16 protein-coding genes are annotated in these 14,853 nt (G+C 39.5%); 6 read left to right on the forward strand and 10 right to left on the reverse strand.

Annotated elements, in window-relative coordinates; translation table 11 throughout:
- Window positions 1-2 precede the first annotated feature (2 nt).
- The gene (locus MKX55_RS12275) at window positions 3-200 is read right to left on the reverse strand and encodes a DUF4227 family protein (RefSeq protein WP_339233068.1); all 198 of its coding nucleotides are present in this window, start codon (window positions 198-200) and stop codon (window positions 3-5) included.
- A 238-nt stretch (window positions 201-438) separates the two neighbouring features.
- Between MKX55_RS12275 and MKX55_RS12280 the strand changes: the two genes are divergently transcribed.
- On the forward strand, window positions 439-1,299 hold the full coding sequence (locus MKX55_RS12280) for a fructosamine kinase family protein (RefSeq protein WP_339233069.1): 861 nt from the start codon (window positions 439-441) through the stop codon (window positions 1,297-1,299).
- 160 nt (window positions 1,300-1,459) lie between these two features.
- On the opposite strand, the gene MKX55_RS12285 is transcribed toward MKX55_RS12280, so the two are convergent.
- The 3 genes from MKX55_RS12285 to MKX55_RS12295 all read right to left on the reverse strand — a co-directional run bounded on the left by MKX55_RS12285 (window position 1,460) and on the right by MKX55_RS12295 (window position 3,452).
- A complete protein-coding gene (locus MKX55_RS12285; protein WP_042534256.1) occupies window positions 1,460-1,936 on the reverse strand; it encodes a Fur family transcriptional regulator in 477 nt (158 codons plus the stop codon).
- 202 nt (window positions 1,937-2,138) lie between these two features.
- The gene (gene spoIIM / locus MKX55_RS12290) at window positions 2,139-2,783 is read right to left on the reverse strand and encodes a stage II sporulation protein M (protein WP_339177357.1); all 645 of its coding nucleotides are present in this window, start codon (window positions 2,781-2,783) and stop codon (window positions 2,139-2,141) included.
- A gap of 126 nt (window positions 2,784-2,909) precedes the next feature.
- Entirely contained in the window at window positions 2,910-3,452 is a 543-nt protein-coding gene (locus MKX55_RS12295) for an NUDIX hydrolase (RefSeq protein WP_339233070.1), read from the reverse strand.
- A gap of 389 nt (window positions 3,453-3,841) precedes the next feature.
- Here MKX55_RS12295 and MKX55_RS12300 point away from each other — a divergent pair, with 389 nt between their 5' ends.
- On the forward strand, window positions 3,842-4,762 hold the full coding sequence (locus MKX55_RS12300; RefSeq protein ID WP_339233071.1) for an aldo/keto reductase: 921 nt from the start codon (window positions 3,842-3,844) through the stop codon (window positions 4,760-4,762).
- 122 nt (window positions 4,763-4,884) lie between these two features.
- On the opposite strand, the gene MKX55_RS12305 is transcribed toward MKX55_RS12300, so the two are convergent.
- The gene (locus tag MKX55_RS12305) at window positions 4,885-5,691 is read right to left on the reverse strand and encodes an SDR family oxidoreductase (RefSeq protein ID WP_339177362.1); all 807 of its coding nucleotides are present in this window, start codon (window positions 5,689-5,691) and stop codon (window positions 4,885-4,887) included.
- A gap of 186 nt (window positions 5,692-5,877) precedes the next feature.
- Here MKX55_RS12305 and MKX55_RS12310 point away from each other — a divergent pair, with 186 nt between their 5' ends.
- The 3 genes from MKX55_RS12310 to MKX55_RS12320 all read left to right on the forward strand — a co-directional run bounded on the left by MKX55_RS12310 (window position 5,878) and on the right by MKX55_RS12320 (window position 9,079).
- On the forward strand, window positions 5,878-6,621 hold the full coding sequence (locus MKX55_RS12310; RefSeq protein WP_339233072.1) for a glycerophosphodiester phosphodiesterase family protein: 744 nt from the start codon (window positions 5,878-5,880) through the stop codon (window positions 6,619-6,621).
- A gap of 100 nt (window positions 6,622-6,721) precedes the next feature.
- Entirely contained in the window at window positions 6,722-7,639 is a 918-nt protein-coding gene (rnz, locus tag MKX55_RS12315; protein WP_339177367.1) for a ribonuclease Z, read from the forward strand.
- Window positions 7,640-7,699: 60 nt separating this feature from the next.
- The gene (locus MKX55_RS12320; protein ID WP_212928222.1) at window positions 7,700-9,079 is read left to right on the forward strand and encodes an aldehyde dehydrogenase; all 1,380 of its coding nucleotides are present in this window, start codon (window positions 7,700-7,702) and stop codon (window positions 9,077-9,079) included.
- A gap of 44 nt (window positions 9,080-9,123) precedes the next feature.
- Here the strand turns inward: MKX55_RS12320 and MKX55_RS12325 are convergent, their stop codons facing one another.
- Window positions 9,124-10,377 (reverse strand): DNA polymerase IV, encoded by a 1,254-nt coding sequence (locus tag MKX55_RS12325; RefSeq protein ID WP_339185237.1) that lies wholly within the window; start codon window positions 10,375-10,377, stop codon window positions 9,124-9,126.
- Between the two features lie 97 nt (window positions 10,378-10,474).
- Window positions 10,475-11,596: a M20/M25/M40 family metallo-hydrolase gene (locus MKX55_RS12330; RefSeq protein ID WP_339177369.1), complete on the reverse strand. Its 1,122-nt coding sequence runs from the start codon at window positions 11,594-11,596 to the stop codon at window positions 10,475-10,477.
- A 199-nt stretch (window positions 11,597-11,795) separates the two neighbouring features.
- Here MKX55_RS12330 and MKX55_RS12335 point away from each other — a divergent pair, with 199 nt between their 5' ends.
- Complete coding sequence (locus MKX55_RS12335; RefSeq protein WP_193062207.1) at window positions 11,796-11,924, forward strand: DUF4044 domain-containing protein; 129 nt, start codon at window positions 11,796-11,798, stop codon at window positions 11,922-11,924.
- Between the two features lie 83 nt (window positions 11,925-12,007).
- Here MKX55_RS12335 and MKX55_RS12340 read toward each other — a convergent pair whose 3' ends face one another.
- From MKX55_RS12340 to MKX55_RS12350, 3 genes are all read right to left on the reverse strand, one after another.
- A complete protein-coding gene (locus MKX55_RS12340) occupies window positions 12,008-12,988 on the reverse strand; it encodes an aromatic acid exporter family protein (protein WP_339177372.1) in 981 nt (326 codons plus the stop codon).
- Window positions 12,989-13,059: 71 nt separating this feature from the next.
- The gene (locus MKX55_RS12345; protein ID WP_339177374.1) at window positions 13,060-13,491 is read right to left on the reverse strand and encodes a BrxA/BrxB family bacilliredoxin; all 432 of its coding nucleotides are present in this window, start codon (window positions 13,489-13,491) and stop codon (window positions 13,060-13,062) included.
- Window positions 13,492-13,569: 78 nt separating this feature from the next.
- Window positions 13,570-14,841: a dihydrolipoamide acetyltransferase family protein gene (locus MKX55_RS12350; RefSeq protein ID WP_339233073.1), complete on the reverse strand. Its 1,272-nt coding sequence runs from the start codon at window positions 14,839-14,841 to the stop codon at window positions 13,570-13,572.
- Window positions 14,842-14,853 lie beyond the last annotated feature (12 nt).

The raw sequence follows: 14,853 nt of genomic DNA on the forward strand, positions 1-14,853 counted from the left end.
ATTTATTCCCCTTTCAGAAAATCAAATGGAAACCAGAGAATCCCCTCCTCCACCACCTTAACCGCTGGTCCTTCCGGCAAATCATAACGATGCATTTCTTGAAACTCTTTATATATAAAATGCAGACAAACCGAAAAAAAGCAAGCACCTATCATAAACCAAATAAATATTTTAACAGTTTCCTTAACATGCTTCTCCATACTCTAACCTCCCTGTGCTGTTACGCTGTATCACAGCCAAACACGCTTATAGTTAGAATATGCAAACAAGCTCTTCAAAAATACAAGAAAAAGATGCGGACAGGAACAAAATCGGTACATCTCCTTCTGTTAATATTATACAATGATTGGAAGCAGAGTTAAACTACAAACACTTTTACACTTTTGTGTCGTCCAGATTTTTGCCATACTAAAATTAATCAAAAAGGAGGTATTACAGGTGCTTGGAGAAAAATTAAAACAATTAGGTGACAACTCCGCTATCGAAACAAAGACGCCCGTTTCCGGCGGCGATATTAATCAGGCTTACTATGTAAAAACCGGAAAGCAGGAATACTTTATAAAAGCGAATCAAAATGCAGCCAGTGATTTTTTTCAAATAGAAGTAAATGGACTGGAAAGAATTCGTTCGACACAGACAATTGCTGTACCTGAAGTATACTACTTTGATAATTACACCGGAAATGAAGAAATGATGCTGATCATGGAGTGGGTTGAGGGAGAAGAAACTGCAGCTGCAGAGCAGCGTTTAGGCGAACAGCTGGCCTCGATGCATTTATTCGGCGGCTCCACAGCATATGGTTTAGATCAATCAACTTATGTTGGAAAATTATCTCAGACAAATGAATGGTATACCAATTGGGTGGATTATTATCGTGAGCATCGGCTGCAGCCTCAATTAGATTTGGCAGTGCAGTCCAATCGGATGAACCAAAACAGACGTTTAAAACTAGAGGCATTGATTCGTGATTTAAATCTCTATCTCCCCAATCAGCCCAGGGTCTCTCTATTACATGGCGATTTATGGGGAGGCAATTGGATCACAGGGCGCGCAGGACAACCTTATCTGATTGATCCCTCTATACTTTACGGGGATCATTTATTTGAACTAGCTTTCACGGAACTCTTTGGGGGATTTTCCAATACGTTTTATTCGCAATATCAGGAAGCAATGCCACCAGCTGATTATTATCAGGACGTGAAGCCGATTTACCAGCTTTTCTACTTGCTTGTTCATTTAAATATGTTTGGCGAGGTCTATGGTGGCAGCGTAGACCGCATTTTAAAAAGATATATTTGAATTTCTTCACCGGCTTCAGCCAGGCGGCAGTGTGTAATGACATTCTGCCGCCACCAAAGCATTTGCTGCCGCAGATGATCCCTGTTGCTTATCAATATGTATTTTGCTCCAAATAAAAATAAAACCTTTCTCTCCCGGAAAAAGGTTTTACTCTCATAACTTATGTTGCTTTTTGAACATCTTCTTTTTCTGCTGCAGCTGCTTTTTGGCATTGGCGACAAATCCCATGAAAGGTTAAGCGATGATCCTTCACTTCAAAGCCCCAGTCATTTTCAACGATTTGTTCTACTTCACCTAATAAATCATTTTCAATTTCTTCAACAGAGCCGCATTCAATACATACTAAATGATGATGGAAATGCTTTGCGCCTTCTTTACGCAAATCATATCTGGATACACCATCACCAAAATTAATTTTGTCTACTATTTTCAATTCGGATAATAATTCTAATGTACGATAAACGGTTGCCAGACCAATTTCTGGTGATTTCTCCTTTACAAGAAGATACACATCCTCCGCACTTAAGTGATCGTCTTCTCTTTCCAGAAGCACTCGAACCGTAGCTTCCCTTTGGGGAGTTAATTTGTAGCTATGCGAATGTAGCTGTTTTTTTATTTTTTCAATCCGGTGTTCCATGGATAGTCGCCTCCCTCACTCTACATTTTCATTATATGCATCTATCTTCCATGTGTCAAAGGTATTCTCAATTGTTAATAATAATTATTATAAAATAACATAAATTATTATATTAAAACAAATACCTTTTATCAAGCAATAAGCAAGTAATGTAAAATGTTAAGGAGTTAAGGTAAAGAAACTTCATTCTCCCGCTGGAGGATTATCCATGATACCTCTCTATCCATTCTAACAGAAGTGTATTTGACAGATAAGCTTCCATCAAAGCTGCTAATGCTGTACATACAATTAAAATTGCAAAAGTGATAAGCAATCTTATAAAAGGCGGCCATACTTCCTGGTACTGATGCTTTAATAAAAGCTTCTGCCATAAACCAATTGAAAATATCATAGCCGCACTTCCCGCAATGATATATATAGGGATAATCAATAGGTTTTGAGGAGCAATCGATATCGTTGATAAAAGAAGCCCTTGCCCTCCCAGCTGATTGACCATAAAACCGACTGAAAAACCGACAACGAGCCCTTTCATGAATATCATAATCCAAATAATAGGGAGCCCAATCATACTCAATGCCAATAATATAATAAAAGAAAGATACTTAATATGATAAAGAAGACTTTGAATAAATATATCCTGACGTCCGATAACTTCTCCTTCATTTGTTTGCTGCGTAAAGAATCGTTCCAGGTAAAAGAACAGATTTTGTTTTTGTACAAAATCCATACTATTTACCAAGATAGCCCCGAACACGATACCTGTTAAAAAAAGAATGGCAGTAAATACATAAATGGTTGTGTGCCGTTTTATATGCCCGATTAATAAATGTTGAGAGGTATTATACATTGAGATCCTCCTGACTTCACTATAGTTCCTATACTTCAAACTATGAGAATCCCTCTTAAAACATACCTATTAATTTTTATCTTTTAATAGAGCAGGTAGAACGCGTCCGGTGAAAAACTTATTTTCTTATTTCGTTAAAGCATGTAAATAAAGAACAGCATAGTTCGTTTTTGCGTCTTGAATACGCCCTTCTTCCACGAGGTCTTTTGCTTCATCTAACGTCACTTCCATAATCTCCACAAATTCATCGTCATCGCCCGCCGGCGGATTTTCCATTTTAATTAAATCATTGGTGACATAAACATACACCAGTTCATTAGCAAAGCCTGGAGAGGTGTAAAAAGAGGTCACTTGCGAGAGATTCGTTGTTGTATACCCTGTTTCCTCTTCCAGCTCACGGACTGCCGCAGTTAATGGATTTTCATTCTGCTCCAGCTTCCCTGCCGGAATTTCTACTAATGTTCTTTCCAATGGTTTGCGATATTGTTCTACAAGTACAATTTTATTATCTGGTGTAATTGGAATAATTGCTACGGCGCCTGGATGATAGACAAGCTCTCTTTGTGCTGTTTCTCCGTTGGGAAGCCGTACCTCATCCAGTTGTACATCAATAATGTTTCCTTCAAATATTTTTTGGGATGTCATTGTTTTTTCTTCAAAACGTTGCATATATGCTATTCCACCTTTTCGTCATTTAGTGCAGGTTAACAGGCTGATCCGCCCTCAGTTTGAACAAGTACTTCTTCATGGACAATCGCCTGTGAAATTCCTGCTGAATACAATTGCGTTATATGTGTCTTTCCATTCATTTTATTCGCAGAACTCTATTGTAGCAAGTCTATTTCTTTTTTTCTTCTGATTTGATTTCTTTTTCTATGACAGACGGTATTTTATTTCTTAACCATTCATTACTTTCAGATACTGATTATCATTCCCATCCACCCCATAAACGATTTGATAGAAATGACTTATTTCATGCGTTAAAAAAGTGTATTAATTGTATTCTTTTCTATCACCCTCTACAATATATGCATACTGGATTTACAAGGAGGAATAGCATGAAGAAACGGCAGCTTGGCAAAAGCGATATCGAAATTTCTGATTTAACCCTTGGCTGTATGTCGCTGGGAACAAATGTGCAGCAAGGTAAAAAAATGATTGATTATGCGTTAGATAAAGGAATCAATCACTTAGATACGGCAGACCTTTATCACTTTGGCGAGAATGAAAAAATCGTTGGAGAAGCAATAAAGCATCGCAGATCGGATGTAGTTGTGACAACAAAGGTCGGAAACCATTTTGAAAAAGGTAAAGATGATTGGTTCTGGGATCCTTCGAAGAAATATATCCACAAAGCCGTCCGTGACAGTTTACAAAGACTGAATACAGATTATATTGATGTCTACATGCTTCATGGCGGCACATTGGAGGATCCAATCGATGAAACCATTGAAGCTTTTGATGAACTAAAGAAAGATGGCTTAATCCGCGCCTATGGTATTTCGTCCATCCGTCCAAATGTTGTCCGGGAATATGCCATCCGCTCCTCTATTGATATTTTAATGACACAGTACAGTCTTCTAGACAGAAGACCAGAGGAAGCCATTCTACCGATTGCAGAGGAAAATAAAATCGGTGTTGTTGCCCGCGGTCCGCTGGCACAGGGACTATTAAGCAATAAAGCCGATGAAGTTCTCGATAAAAAAGCGGAGGCCGGCTATCTCGACTATTCCTACAGCGAATTAAAATCACTTTATTATGAATTGGAACAGGCGTTGCCGGATAGTTCTCTGCAGCAATTAGCAATGTATTATGCAGCTAATCATCCTGCGATTACGTCGACCGTTTTTGGAGCAAGCTCTCTGGAGCAATTAGAAAAGAATATTGCAGTTCACCAATCAATTAACGAAATCACCGATGCAGCTTATCCTATTCTGCAGCAGCTGTCCAAAGCTTCACAGTATGAGCAGCATCGTTAAAAACGGCGGGGGTTCCGCAACTTCATAAGTCTGTTACAGCATTTCCAAAAGAACAGGTCTGCTTCCCCTGAGTGATGATGCTCAGGAAAAGCAGACCTGTTTTATAAGATATACTTACTCTACTATTTTTTATCAAATTGAGATTGAAGTACTTTCTCCATTAACCCTGGAAATAAGCGATACAGAATACTTCCAGCTTCCATCCACCACGGCATATTGATTTCTCTTCTATTGGAAAATAAAGAATGCACTACCTTTGAAGCTACTTTTTCAGGAGAAAGCATATACTTTTCTACATTCTGCTGGTATTTGCCCTCCTTATCAGCCATCTCAAAAAAGTTTGTTTTCACAGGGCCCAGATTAACAGAAGTGACCGTCAGGCTGCTCCCCCTTGTCTCTTGTCTGAGTACATTTGTAAAGCCCAGCATCGCATGTTTAGACGCAGCATACCCTGCTGCTTTCGGTGTTGGCAATTTTGCAGCCTGGGAAACAATATTAATAATATGCGATTTCCCTTTAAACTGCAGAAAATGCGGCAGAAAGGCTTTTGCATATTGCATCCCTGCTAAAACATTCACCTGAAACATTTCCTCTACCTCATCCATATTTAATTCTTCAATCGAATCAAATACACCAAAGCCTGCATTATTGATTAATCCATGAATACGCTTCTCAGTCTCCAGCATATCATTAATCTGTTCTTCAATTGCTTCCCTTGAAAATGTATCAATGGGATAAACCCTGCAAATGCCGTTATTTGCTTCTATTTCATCTGCTAATTCTTGCAGCAATTCTTGTGACCTTGCGATTAAAATAGGTATACCGCCATGAGCAGCGATTTCTATAGCGATCTCTCTTCCGATTCCTTTTGATGCACCGGTGACAATAATTTTTTTATCTTTAACAAAATGATTTCTTCCTATTCTCATATTTATCGACCCTTACTTCATATAATGATTTAAAGTGTGTGACCTTGCTTTCAATGTGTGAACATCGTCTATTAGATGGACATCCTGTGTCTATATATATTGTACAATGAAATGATCCTCCCGTACACTGGTTTAAACATTGACTTACGGGGAAAAATCTAACACAATAAGATTGGGGGTGACACGATGACGTCCATTATCGCACACCGGGGTGCAAGCAATTATGCCCCTGAGAACAGTTTCCCGGCTTTTGAGCTTGCTTACGAGATGAAGGCTGATGGCATTGAAACAGATGTCCAATTAACAAAGGATAATATTCCTGTCCTTTTCCATGATGAAGGTTTGCAGCGTATTTTTGGAGTGAAAGGATGGATTACTCAATTTACGCTGGACGAGCTAAAACAATTAGACATGGGCAAATCCTTTCATACTGAATTTGCAGGAACACGGATCGTAACACTGGAGGAATTTCTAATTTGGATCAAAGATAAACCTTTGATTCTTCATTTAGAATTAAAAAATAATAAAATTGCACATAAGAATCTGGAGAAAATTACATATCAGCTTATTAAACAATATCAAATGCTGGACCGGACATACTTTTCTACATTCTCTGAAACCAGCATAACGCGCCTGGCAAGTTTTGATGAAATTTCAAATATCGGTTGGTTAACCAAGCGGTCAAGAAGAGATTTATTAGCGTATGCCTTGTCTATCGGTGCAACAGCCGTTCATATTAAACACACGCTGCTTCGTCAGCAGCTCATAAATGAAGCGATGAAAAACAAGATTCCGGTAAGGGTGTATACGGTGAATTCAGCCCGCCTTTTAAATCGATGCTTTTCTTACAAAGTAAATAGCATATTTACCGATGTACCGAATCGGGCGTTTGCTGTACGCAAAGCATTATATCGCAGTTTTTTGTCTTGATAGAAGAGCGCTCCCTAATTTTTGACCTTCTGCGTTGATGATTGTCGTATATTTGGGTAAAATTTTAAATTATAATATAATATTAAGGTGAGATTGAAACATGGAGATTACTTTCTTAGGCACCGGAGCAGGACTTCCTTCTAAAGAAAGGAATGTAACAGCCGTTGCACTCAGTATGCTGCAAGAATTAAATGAAGTCTGGCTGTTTGATTGCGGGGAAGCCACGCAGCATCAGCTTCTTCATACTAAAATTAAACCGGGAAAAATAAATAAAATCTTTATTTCCCATATGCACGGCGATCATATTTATGGATTACCGGGATTTCTCAGCAGCCGTTCATTTCAAGCAGGCACTGACAGACCATTAACCATTTATGGTCCGGAGGGTACGAAGGAATTTATCCAATCTGCTTTGAAATTAAGCTATACGCATTTAACGTATCCTCTTTCTGTCATAGAGATAGAAGAAGGACTGTTATTTGAAACGGAAGCCATCGAAGTATATGCAAAAAAACTTGTCCACGGCGTACCAAGCTTCGGTTTCCGTATTGTTGAAAAAGACAAGCCAGGTGAGCTTCTTGTTGATAAATTAAAAGAAAAAGGGATACGTCCCGGCCCGGTTTACGGCGAAATAAAAGAAAAACCTTCTGTCACTCTGGAAGATGGCACGATAATTTACCGTTCTGATTTTATCGGATCGCCCAAAAAAGGAAGGGTTATTTCGATTCTTGGGGACACCACCTATCAGGCGGCGCATAAAGAATTTGTAAAGAATAGCGATCTGTTAATTCATGAAGCAACCTTTGCTGCAGATAAAGAGACACTTGCAGAGGACTATTTTCATTCAACCAATATACAAGCCGCTAAAATAGCGCTTGATGCAGGATGTAAACAGCTAATCTTGACACACATATCTTCAAGATATCAATTTTCAGATATGGATGGGTTTCTGGAAGAGGCAAAAGAAGTATTTTTCAATACATCCATAGCCGGCGATTTTAGTGTGTTTCAATTATAGTTTGTGCATCGTTTACAGCTTGCACATCCTCTTGAAGTGAGAAAGGGAGAGACAGATTTGATGACCTTACAAGAAAACTATCAGCAAATTGTTGATGATCATCGAAAATATATTGATCAAGGAAATACCGTTGATTATACGTTTCGTAAACAACAATTAGAAAAAATCAAGAAGATTTTCAAAGATAATGAAGAAGAGATATATGATGTATTAAAAAAAGATTTAAATAAACCTGATCATGAAATAATACTTACGGAGATTGGCATTATTCAAAGTGAATTGGAAGTAGCCATTAAAAATCTCCGCTACTGGATGCAGCCTGAAAAAGTTGCCTCTCCATTAACGCATAAAGGCTCGAAAAGCTATATTATAAAAGAACCACTTGGTGTTGTGCTCGTTATTGCACCATGGAATTATCCTTTACAATTATCATTAGTACCTGTTATCGGAGCGATTGCAGCAGGTAACTCAGTTATTCTAAAGCCGTCTGAACATGCTCCGCATACATCCGATTTTCTTGCCAGAATCGCGGAAGAGCATTTCGATCCTTCTTATTTCACTGTTGTTCAGGGTGCTGTCGAGGAAACAACAGAGCTGTTAAAACAGCGTTTTGATCACATTTTCTTTACCGGAGGAAGTGCAGTTGGAAAAATCGTGATGCGGGCCGCAAGCGAGCATTTAACCCCGGTAACGTTAGAGCTGGGCGGAAAAAGTCCTGCAATTGTAGATGAAGATGCAAATATCCAATTGGCAGCTAAACGAATTGTATGGGGAAAATATACCAATGCCGGTCAGACCTGTGTGGCGCCGGATTATTTATTAGTACAAGAATCTGTTAAATTCAAGCTTTTAAAAGCAATGAAAAAGCAAATAAAGTCTTTATTTGGCAAGAATGTACTCCAGGGTGAAAATTATTCAAGAATCATAAACCTGGACCATTTTAACCGCTTAAAAGCATTCTTAAATGAAGATCATATTGTTCACGGCGGAGAATATAATGATGAAGAATTAATCATTGAACCTACTATTCTGGATAAAATAGATTGGGAAGACCCTATCATGCAAGAAGAGATATTTGGTCCGATTCTGCCCGTATTATCCTTTGAGAATATAGAGGATGCACTTTCGTTGATTAAATCAAGGGAAAAACCATTAGCACTATACTATTTTGGAGAAAATCCGAGAATGCAGTCTCAGGTAATGGAGTACGTTTCTTTTGGCGGCGGTTCTATCAATGATACATTCTTCCATTTAGCAAACCCGTATCTTCCGTTTGGCGGAGTCGGGCAGAGCGGGATGGGAAGCTATCACGGGAAAGCCAGCTTTGATACATTTTCACATCAGAAAAGCATCTTAAAACAAACAACGAAATTTGATTTGCCATTCCGTTATTCGGGCGGTACGGTTACTTCAAATATTTTGAAGAAATTCTTATCTTAAAAAAACAAAAGCCTTGATTTTATATCTATTGAAATAGAGTAAAATCAAGGCTTTTTATAATCGTCCAGGAAATCTTTTTGAAAGCTTGTCCGTGGCTGCTGTTTGTCCTTCTCTTCATTTTTTAAAGATAAAAATATATCTTTTCCGTATTTATCCGTTAATGCTTCCATGGTTTCGTACAGCTTTTCTTTTTTGGCGTTATCGCGGTAGGTAAACAAATCAAGCTGTTCTCCTACCTGACTCTTCTCCTCTACACTTTGTAAAGAGACACCCAATAGCCGTACAGGTTCTTCATTCCAATGTTTTTTTAATAGTTCCTTTGCGACAAAAAGAATATCTTCTTTTTCATCGATATACCCTTGCAATGTTTTACTGCGTGTAATCGTTTGATGGTTGTGAAAACGAATCATTAATTGAACGCTTTTTCCAGTCGCATTTTTTCGTTTCACTCGTCTTGCCACATTATCGGTAAGCTGGCCTAACAGCTGGTGAAGTTCATCCCAATCTGTTGAATCATGAGCCAATGTCTGTGAGCTGCCGATACTTTTGAAATCATGTACCGCTTCTGGATCCACAACCCGATAGTCTATTCCATTGGCCAGGTTCTTCATTCTTTCTCCATTAACCCCTAATAGCTGCTTTAATTGATAGACATCATGTACAGCTAAATCACCGATGGTATGAATAGATACTCTTCGAAGTTTTTCAGCAGTCTTCTTCCCGATGCCGTGCATTTCTTCAATTGAAAGCGGCCATAATACGTTAGATAATTCACGCTTTCGAAGGATAGTTATTCCTAAAGGCTTCTTCATATCTGATGCCATTTTTGCCAGAAATTTATTTGGTGCAATACCAAGACTGCATGGGATATCCAGTTCTTTTAATATCCGCTGCTGCAGGTAATCAGCTATTTCTACCGGCGTTCCGAATCCTTTTGTATCGGTAATATCCAGGTAGCCTTCATCAATCGAAACCGGCTGGACGAGCGGTGTAATTTCCGAAAGCATCTTAAAAATAGCCCGGGACGCTTCCCGATATCTGTCAAAATTAGGCCGCATCAATAATAAATCGGGGCATAATTTTTTCGCCTGCCACACGGGCATCGTCGTTTTCACGCCTTTTGCTCTGGCTTCATAGCTGCTTGTAACAATAATCCCCTTCCGCTCTTCCGGATTTCCGGCGATCGCGATCGGCTTCCCTTTTAATTCCGGATTATGCGCCATTTCTACCGAAGCATAAAAGCAGTTCATATCTATATGGAAGATAACTCGTCTTTTCGAATTGGCCGGCTGTTCCATCATAACACCTCTATTCTTAACAAAAGAAGAACACACTCCATCATGGAATGCATTCTCCTTTTTCACAGAAAGCCGCTCCAAGAATGGAAGCTTTATCTTATTTTGCTGCGATTTTAACAATCTCCACAACAAATTCTGTTACTTTCACAAGATCTTCCACTTTAATCCGCTCATTGGTCGTATGAATCCCTTCATAACCAACTGCCAGATTAACGGTAGGGATTCCATACCCGGCAATCACATTGGCGTCACTGCCTCCGCCGCTCTGTTCTAATTTACTTTCTCTGCCGATTGCTTTTGCAGCTTTTCTGGCAACCTCAACCACCTGGTCTCCCGCTTTAAAATGATAGCCGGGATAAGCGATTGCTATCTTCACTTCAGCGGAACCGCCAAGCTCTTCAGCAGCTTCTTCAAAAGCTGACTTCATTTTCTCGACCTGTTTTTCCATCTTCTCTTCAGACAGAGAACGTGCCTCTGCTAAAATTTCTACATGATCTACAACAATATTTGTCTGTTTGCCGCCCTCAAAGCGTCCGATATTAGCAGTTGTTTCCTTATCAATACGCCCCAAAGGCATTTTAGAAATAGCTTTAGAGGCAATCGTAATGGCAGAAACACCTTTTTCCGGCTCCAATCCAGCATGTGCTGTTTTGCCGGTTATGGTTGCATGGATTTTCGCCTGCGTAGGTGCAGCCACAACAATATCACCAACGTTTCCATTACTGTCTAACGCATATCCATAACGCGCATCTAACTTCGAGGAATCTAACGCTTTAGCGCCTACCAGGCCAGATTCTTCTCCTACAGTAATAATAAATTGGATCTGGCCGTGAGGAATGTTATTTTCCTGAAGCACTTTAATCAGCTCAAACATGGCAGCTAAGCCTGCTTTATCGTCTGAACCTAGAATTGTCTCTCCCTCTGAAGAAATCACGCCTTCTTTAATAATTGGATGTATACTCTTCCCGGGAACAACCGTATCCATATGGGAAGTAAAATAAATAGCATCCGCGCCGTCTTTAGTTGCAGGCAATGTACAAATTAAATTTCCTGCACCATGACCTGTCTGCTCTTTTGCATTATCTTCTTCCACCTGCACACCTAGAGCTTCCATTTTTTTGGTTAAAACCGATGCTATCTCACTTTCGAAACCTGTTTCAGAATCTACCTGCACAAGTTCTAAAAATTCATTAACTAATCTTTCTTCATTCACACTCATTTGCGTAACCTCCTACCTTCTAGGCTACTATATTTTCTCTTTTTTTTACAGTAGAATGAATTGGAATCTCTGTTTCCCTCATCCGTTAATTCAAATCCGGAAGAACATTTTGAGAAAAACCATACGATTAGCTTGTCGGATGAATCATTTCACGTTAAAATAGCGGTAGATGATATCGGATTCTAAAGGGGGATATTTCATGGCAGCAAAGCAATCCGTGCAAAAAAAGCGTTCAAAACGCGAACGCCGCACGAAAATTATTATCTATTTCATGGTCGCTCTAATGCTTATTTCAGCAATTACAGCTGGACTGGCTGCATTTGTTTAAAAATAGAAGGCTGTGCCAAAATGATTATTTCATTTTGGCACAGCCTTTTGATATGGTTCCAATCTTATGTAAAAAAGGAAAAGCTAAGCATCTTTTTTCCTTTTCTTCCAAGGCGTTACGTCACTTTTCTTGAATTTATTTTTTATTATCAAGTACTCTTCTATTTCATGTAATAATTGAAATAAGTGCGCCCTTGTTTCAAACGCTTCTCTCGTTTCCGGCAGCTCCTCCGCATGAAATTCCCGCTTTAATTCTTTCAACTGCTCTAAAAAAGTAATTGCTGTATTTCCTGGGTGGACGGATTTAGATAATCGCTCAAAGAAATCTGCAATCTCAAGGGCAATATGATCTGTCTTTGGAAGATGCGTAACAAGCGGAAGCATTTTCTTCAACAGCTCAAACTGTCTTTCTCTCATCCTAAAATAATTATAATAGGTATGCTCATTTCGTAATAAATGGTTATCTTTATCCCGGATGACTAATTGTTTTGCTTCAGCCAGAATATCCTCTGTAGCTGCTATTTCTTTTCCTTGCCACGCGTCGTTTTCATCCCGGATATATAAGGAGTATTCATATAAAACACGGCTGAAGTTCTTTTCCAGCTGGGTTTGCAGTTTCTTTAATTTATTATCTAAGCTCGGCATATAAATGTTCAGTAAAAGCCCTACTCCAAGGCCAATTGTAATCAGAACAAACTGTTCTCCAACCAGAGAAAGTGTTACGCCTCCGGAACCATATAGATTCAGCATCACGACGGAACTCGAGGCAATCCCTGGAGTTGCTTTCAATGCTACTGTTGCCGGGATAAATAAAAGAAGCAGCAAAAATATAGAAAGTGCATGATAACCAATCAATTCAAAAATAACACATGAAAAGACAACAGCTGCCGTACATGCAATAAACCGCTGCCAGGCGCTCAGAAAGGAAGACTTTCTTGACGGCTGAATGCAGAGAATCGTTAATATCCCTGCGGAAATAAAATTTGAAAGACCAACCCATTGTGCTAACGAGATAGCAATTGGCGTACCAATTGCAGTTTTTAGGGTACGATATCCTATTTTCACCCTTTATGGACCTCCTGATAAATTTTAACAGACACAAAGAAGGCTGCCAGATGACAGCCTTTTAATACCTCTTATACTTCTTCACAATATTGATCAAACAGGCCTTGAAGCTTCGCAGATACTTCCATGGCGCTATGTCCTTCAATCTCATTCCGCTCTACCATATTAAGGATTTTTCCGTCCTTAAGCAATGCGAAACAAGGAGAGGATGGCGGATATCCTTCAAAATAAGTTCTTGCCTGCTCGGTCGCTTCTTTATCCTGTCCGGCAAACACCGTTACTAAATGATCTGGACGCTTATCATAATGAATCGCATTCCCTGCTGCTGGACGTGCTACACCGCCGGCACAGCCGCATGTTGAATTCACCATGACAAGTGTAGTTCCTTCACGAGTCAGCGCGGCATCTACTTCCTCTGCTGTACGTGCTTCCTCGTAACCTGATTCTGTTATATCTGTTCTTGCAACGTTAACAACATCCTGCATAAATAAATCGAAATCCATTGTACTTCACCCTTTTTACTTAAAATATAGTTATAGCTTATCAGCTAGCGGTTAAAAATTCAATTTATTCGTTTCCGCTTAATAAAGGGATACAGATGAGTCATTCATCCCCTCAAGGATTTCTTTTACACGGGATAAAAATCTTCCGCATACTAAACCGTCTAAAATACGGTGGTCTAAGGAAAGCGACAAATTCACCATATCGCGGGCAGCAAACATATCATTAATAATGACCGGCCGTTTTACAATGGATTCGACTTGCAGAATCGCCGCTTGCGGAGAATTGATTACTCCCATCGACGAGACCGAACCAAAGGAGCCCGTATTGTTGACAGTAAATGTGCCTCCCTGCATATCCTCCGGTGACAGCTTACCCTGACGCGCTTTTGACGCTAAGGTAGTAATATCACGGGCGATGGCTTTAATCGTTTTTTCATCTGCATGCTGAATCACTGGAACAAATAATTCCTTGTCTTTTGCTACAGCAATGGATAAATGTATATCCTTTTTCTGAATAATTTTATCTCCAGCCCACATGCTGTTTAATTCAGGATATTCTTTTAAACCTTGCGCCACCGCTTTTACAAAGAAAGCAAAAGGCGTTAAAGAAAAGCCTTCCTGCTGTTTAAATGATTCCTTGACATTGTTACGGTATTTTACTAAATCCGTAACATCTACTTTCACCTGCATCCAGGCATGCGGGATTTCCTGTGTGGACCGGACCATATTCTCTGCAATTACTTTCCGGACACCTTTTACAGGAATTTCAATATCTCCGGCTGCGCTTTGGATACTTTCTTTTTGCGGAGCAGGCGTTTCTTTTACAGCAGCAGTTTCGGATTTCTTGTCTTGTGAAGGTTTTGGTTCTTTTTGTGCAGCGGTACTGCTTCCAATGTGTTTTTCCACATCTTTTCTGGTAATTCTTCCGCCTCTGCCCGTTCCTTCTATTTGATTTAAATCAATGCTGTGCTCTTGAGATAAACGTAATACTGCCGGTGAATATCTTTTTTTCATAGAGCTGTCTGTATCTTCAGCTTGTTCAGCAGCGTTCTTTTCCACTGTGTTCGTTTCTTTTTCAGAAGCTGCTTCTACGTCCTCTGAAGCGGCTTGCTCTGTCTCTATATAACAAATGAGGGAACCAACTTCTACTGTTTCCCCTTCTTCTGCCACAAGCTCTGTTATTTTACCTGTATAAGAAGATGGGATTTCGGCGTTTACTTTATCCGTCATCACTTCAGCAATCGGGTCGTATTTATTCACTTGATCTCCGACGGAAACCAGCCAGGTACTGATCGTTCCCTCTGTTACACTCTCACCAAGCTGAGGCATTGTCATTTTTTCCACACTCATATTTCTACCTCC

This window comes from Oceanobacillus sp. FSL W7-1281, assembly GCF_037969835.1.
In the GTDB taxonomy this organism is placed as follows: Bacteria; Bacillota; Bacilli; order Bacillales; family Amphibacillaceae; genus Oceanobacillus; species Oceanobacillus oncorhynchi.

Bases quoted from the DNA above. Each gene is read 5' to 3' on its own strand.
- MKX55_RS12285 (WP_042534256.1), bottom strand. From the start codon at position 1,936: ATGGAACACCGGATTGAAAAAATAAAAAAACAGCTACATTCGCATAGC.
- MKX55_RS12275 (WP_339233068.1), bottom strand. From the start codon at position 200: ATGGAGAAGCATGTTAAGGAAACTGTTAAAATATTTATTTGGTTTATG.
- MKX55_RS12310 (WP_339233072.1), top strand. From the start codon at position 5,878: ATGACGTCCATTATCGCACACCGGGGTGCAAGCAATTATGCCCCTGAG.
- MKX55_RS12345 (WP_339177374.1), bottom strand. From the start codon at position 13,491: ATGGATTTCGATTTATTTATGCAGGATGTTGTTAACGTTGCAAGAACA.
- rnz (WP_339177367.1), top strand. From the start codon at position 6,722: ATGGAGATTACTTTCTTAGGCACCGGAGCAGGACTTCCTTCTAAAGAA.
- MKX55_RS12295 (WP_339233070.1), bottom strand. From the start codon at position 3,452: ATGCAACGTTTTGAAGAAAAAACAATGACATCCCAAAAAATATTTGAA.
- spoIIM (WP_339177357.1), bottom strand. From the start codon at position 2,783: ATGTATAATACCTCTCAACATTTATTAATCGGGCATATAAAACGGCAC.
- MKX55_RS12300 (WP_339233071.1), top strand. From the start codon at position 3,842: ATGAAGAAACGGCAGCTTGGCAAAAGCGATATCGAAATTTCTGATTTA.
- MKX55_RS12320 (WP_212928222.1), top strand. From the start codon at position 7,700: ATGACCTTACAAGAAAACTATCAGCAAATTGTTGATGATCATCGAAAA.
- MKX55_RS12325 (WP_339185237.1), bottom strand. From the start codon at position 10,377: ATGGAACAGCCGGCCAATTCGAAAAGACGAGTTATCTTCCATATAGAT.
- MKX55_RS12350 (WP_339233073.1), bottom strand. From the start codon at position 14,841: ATGAGTGTGGAAAAAATGACAATGCCTCAGCTTGGTGAGAGTGTAACA.
- MKX55_RS12305 (WP_339177362.1), bottom strand. From the start codon at position 5,691: ATGAGAATAGGAAGAAATCATTTTGTTAAAGATAAAAAAATTATTGTC.
- MKX55_RS12330 (WP_339177369.1), bottom strand. From the start codon at position 11,596: ATGAGTGTGAATGAAGAAAGATTAGTTAATGAATTTTTAGAACTTGTG.
- MKX55_RS12335 (WP_193062207.1), top strand. From the start codon at position 11,796: ATGGCAGCAAAGCAATCCGTGCAAAAAAAGCGTTCAAAACGCGAACGC.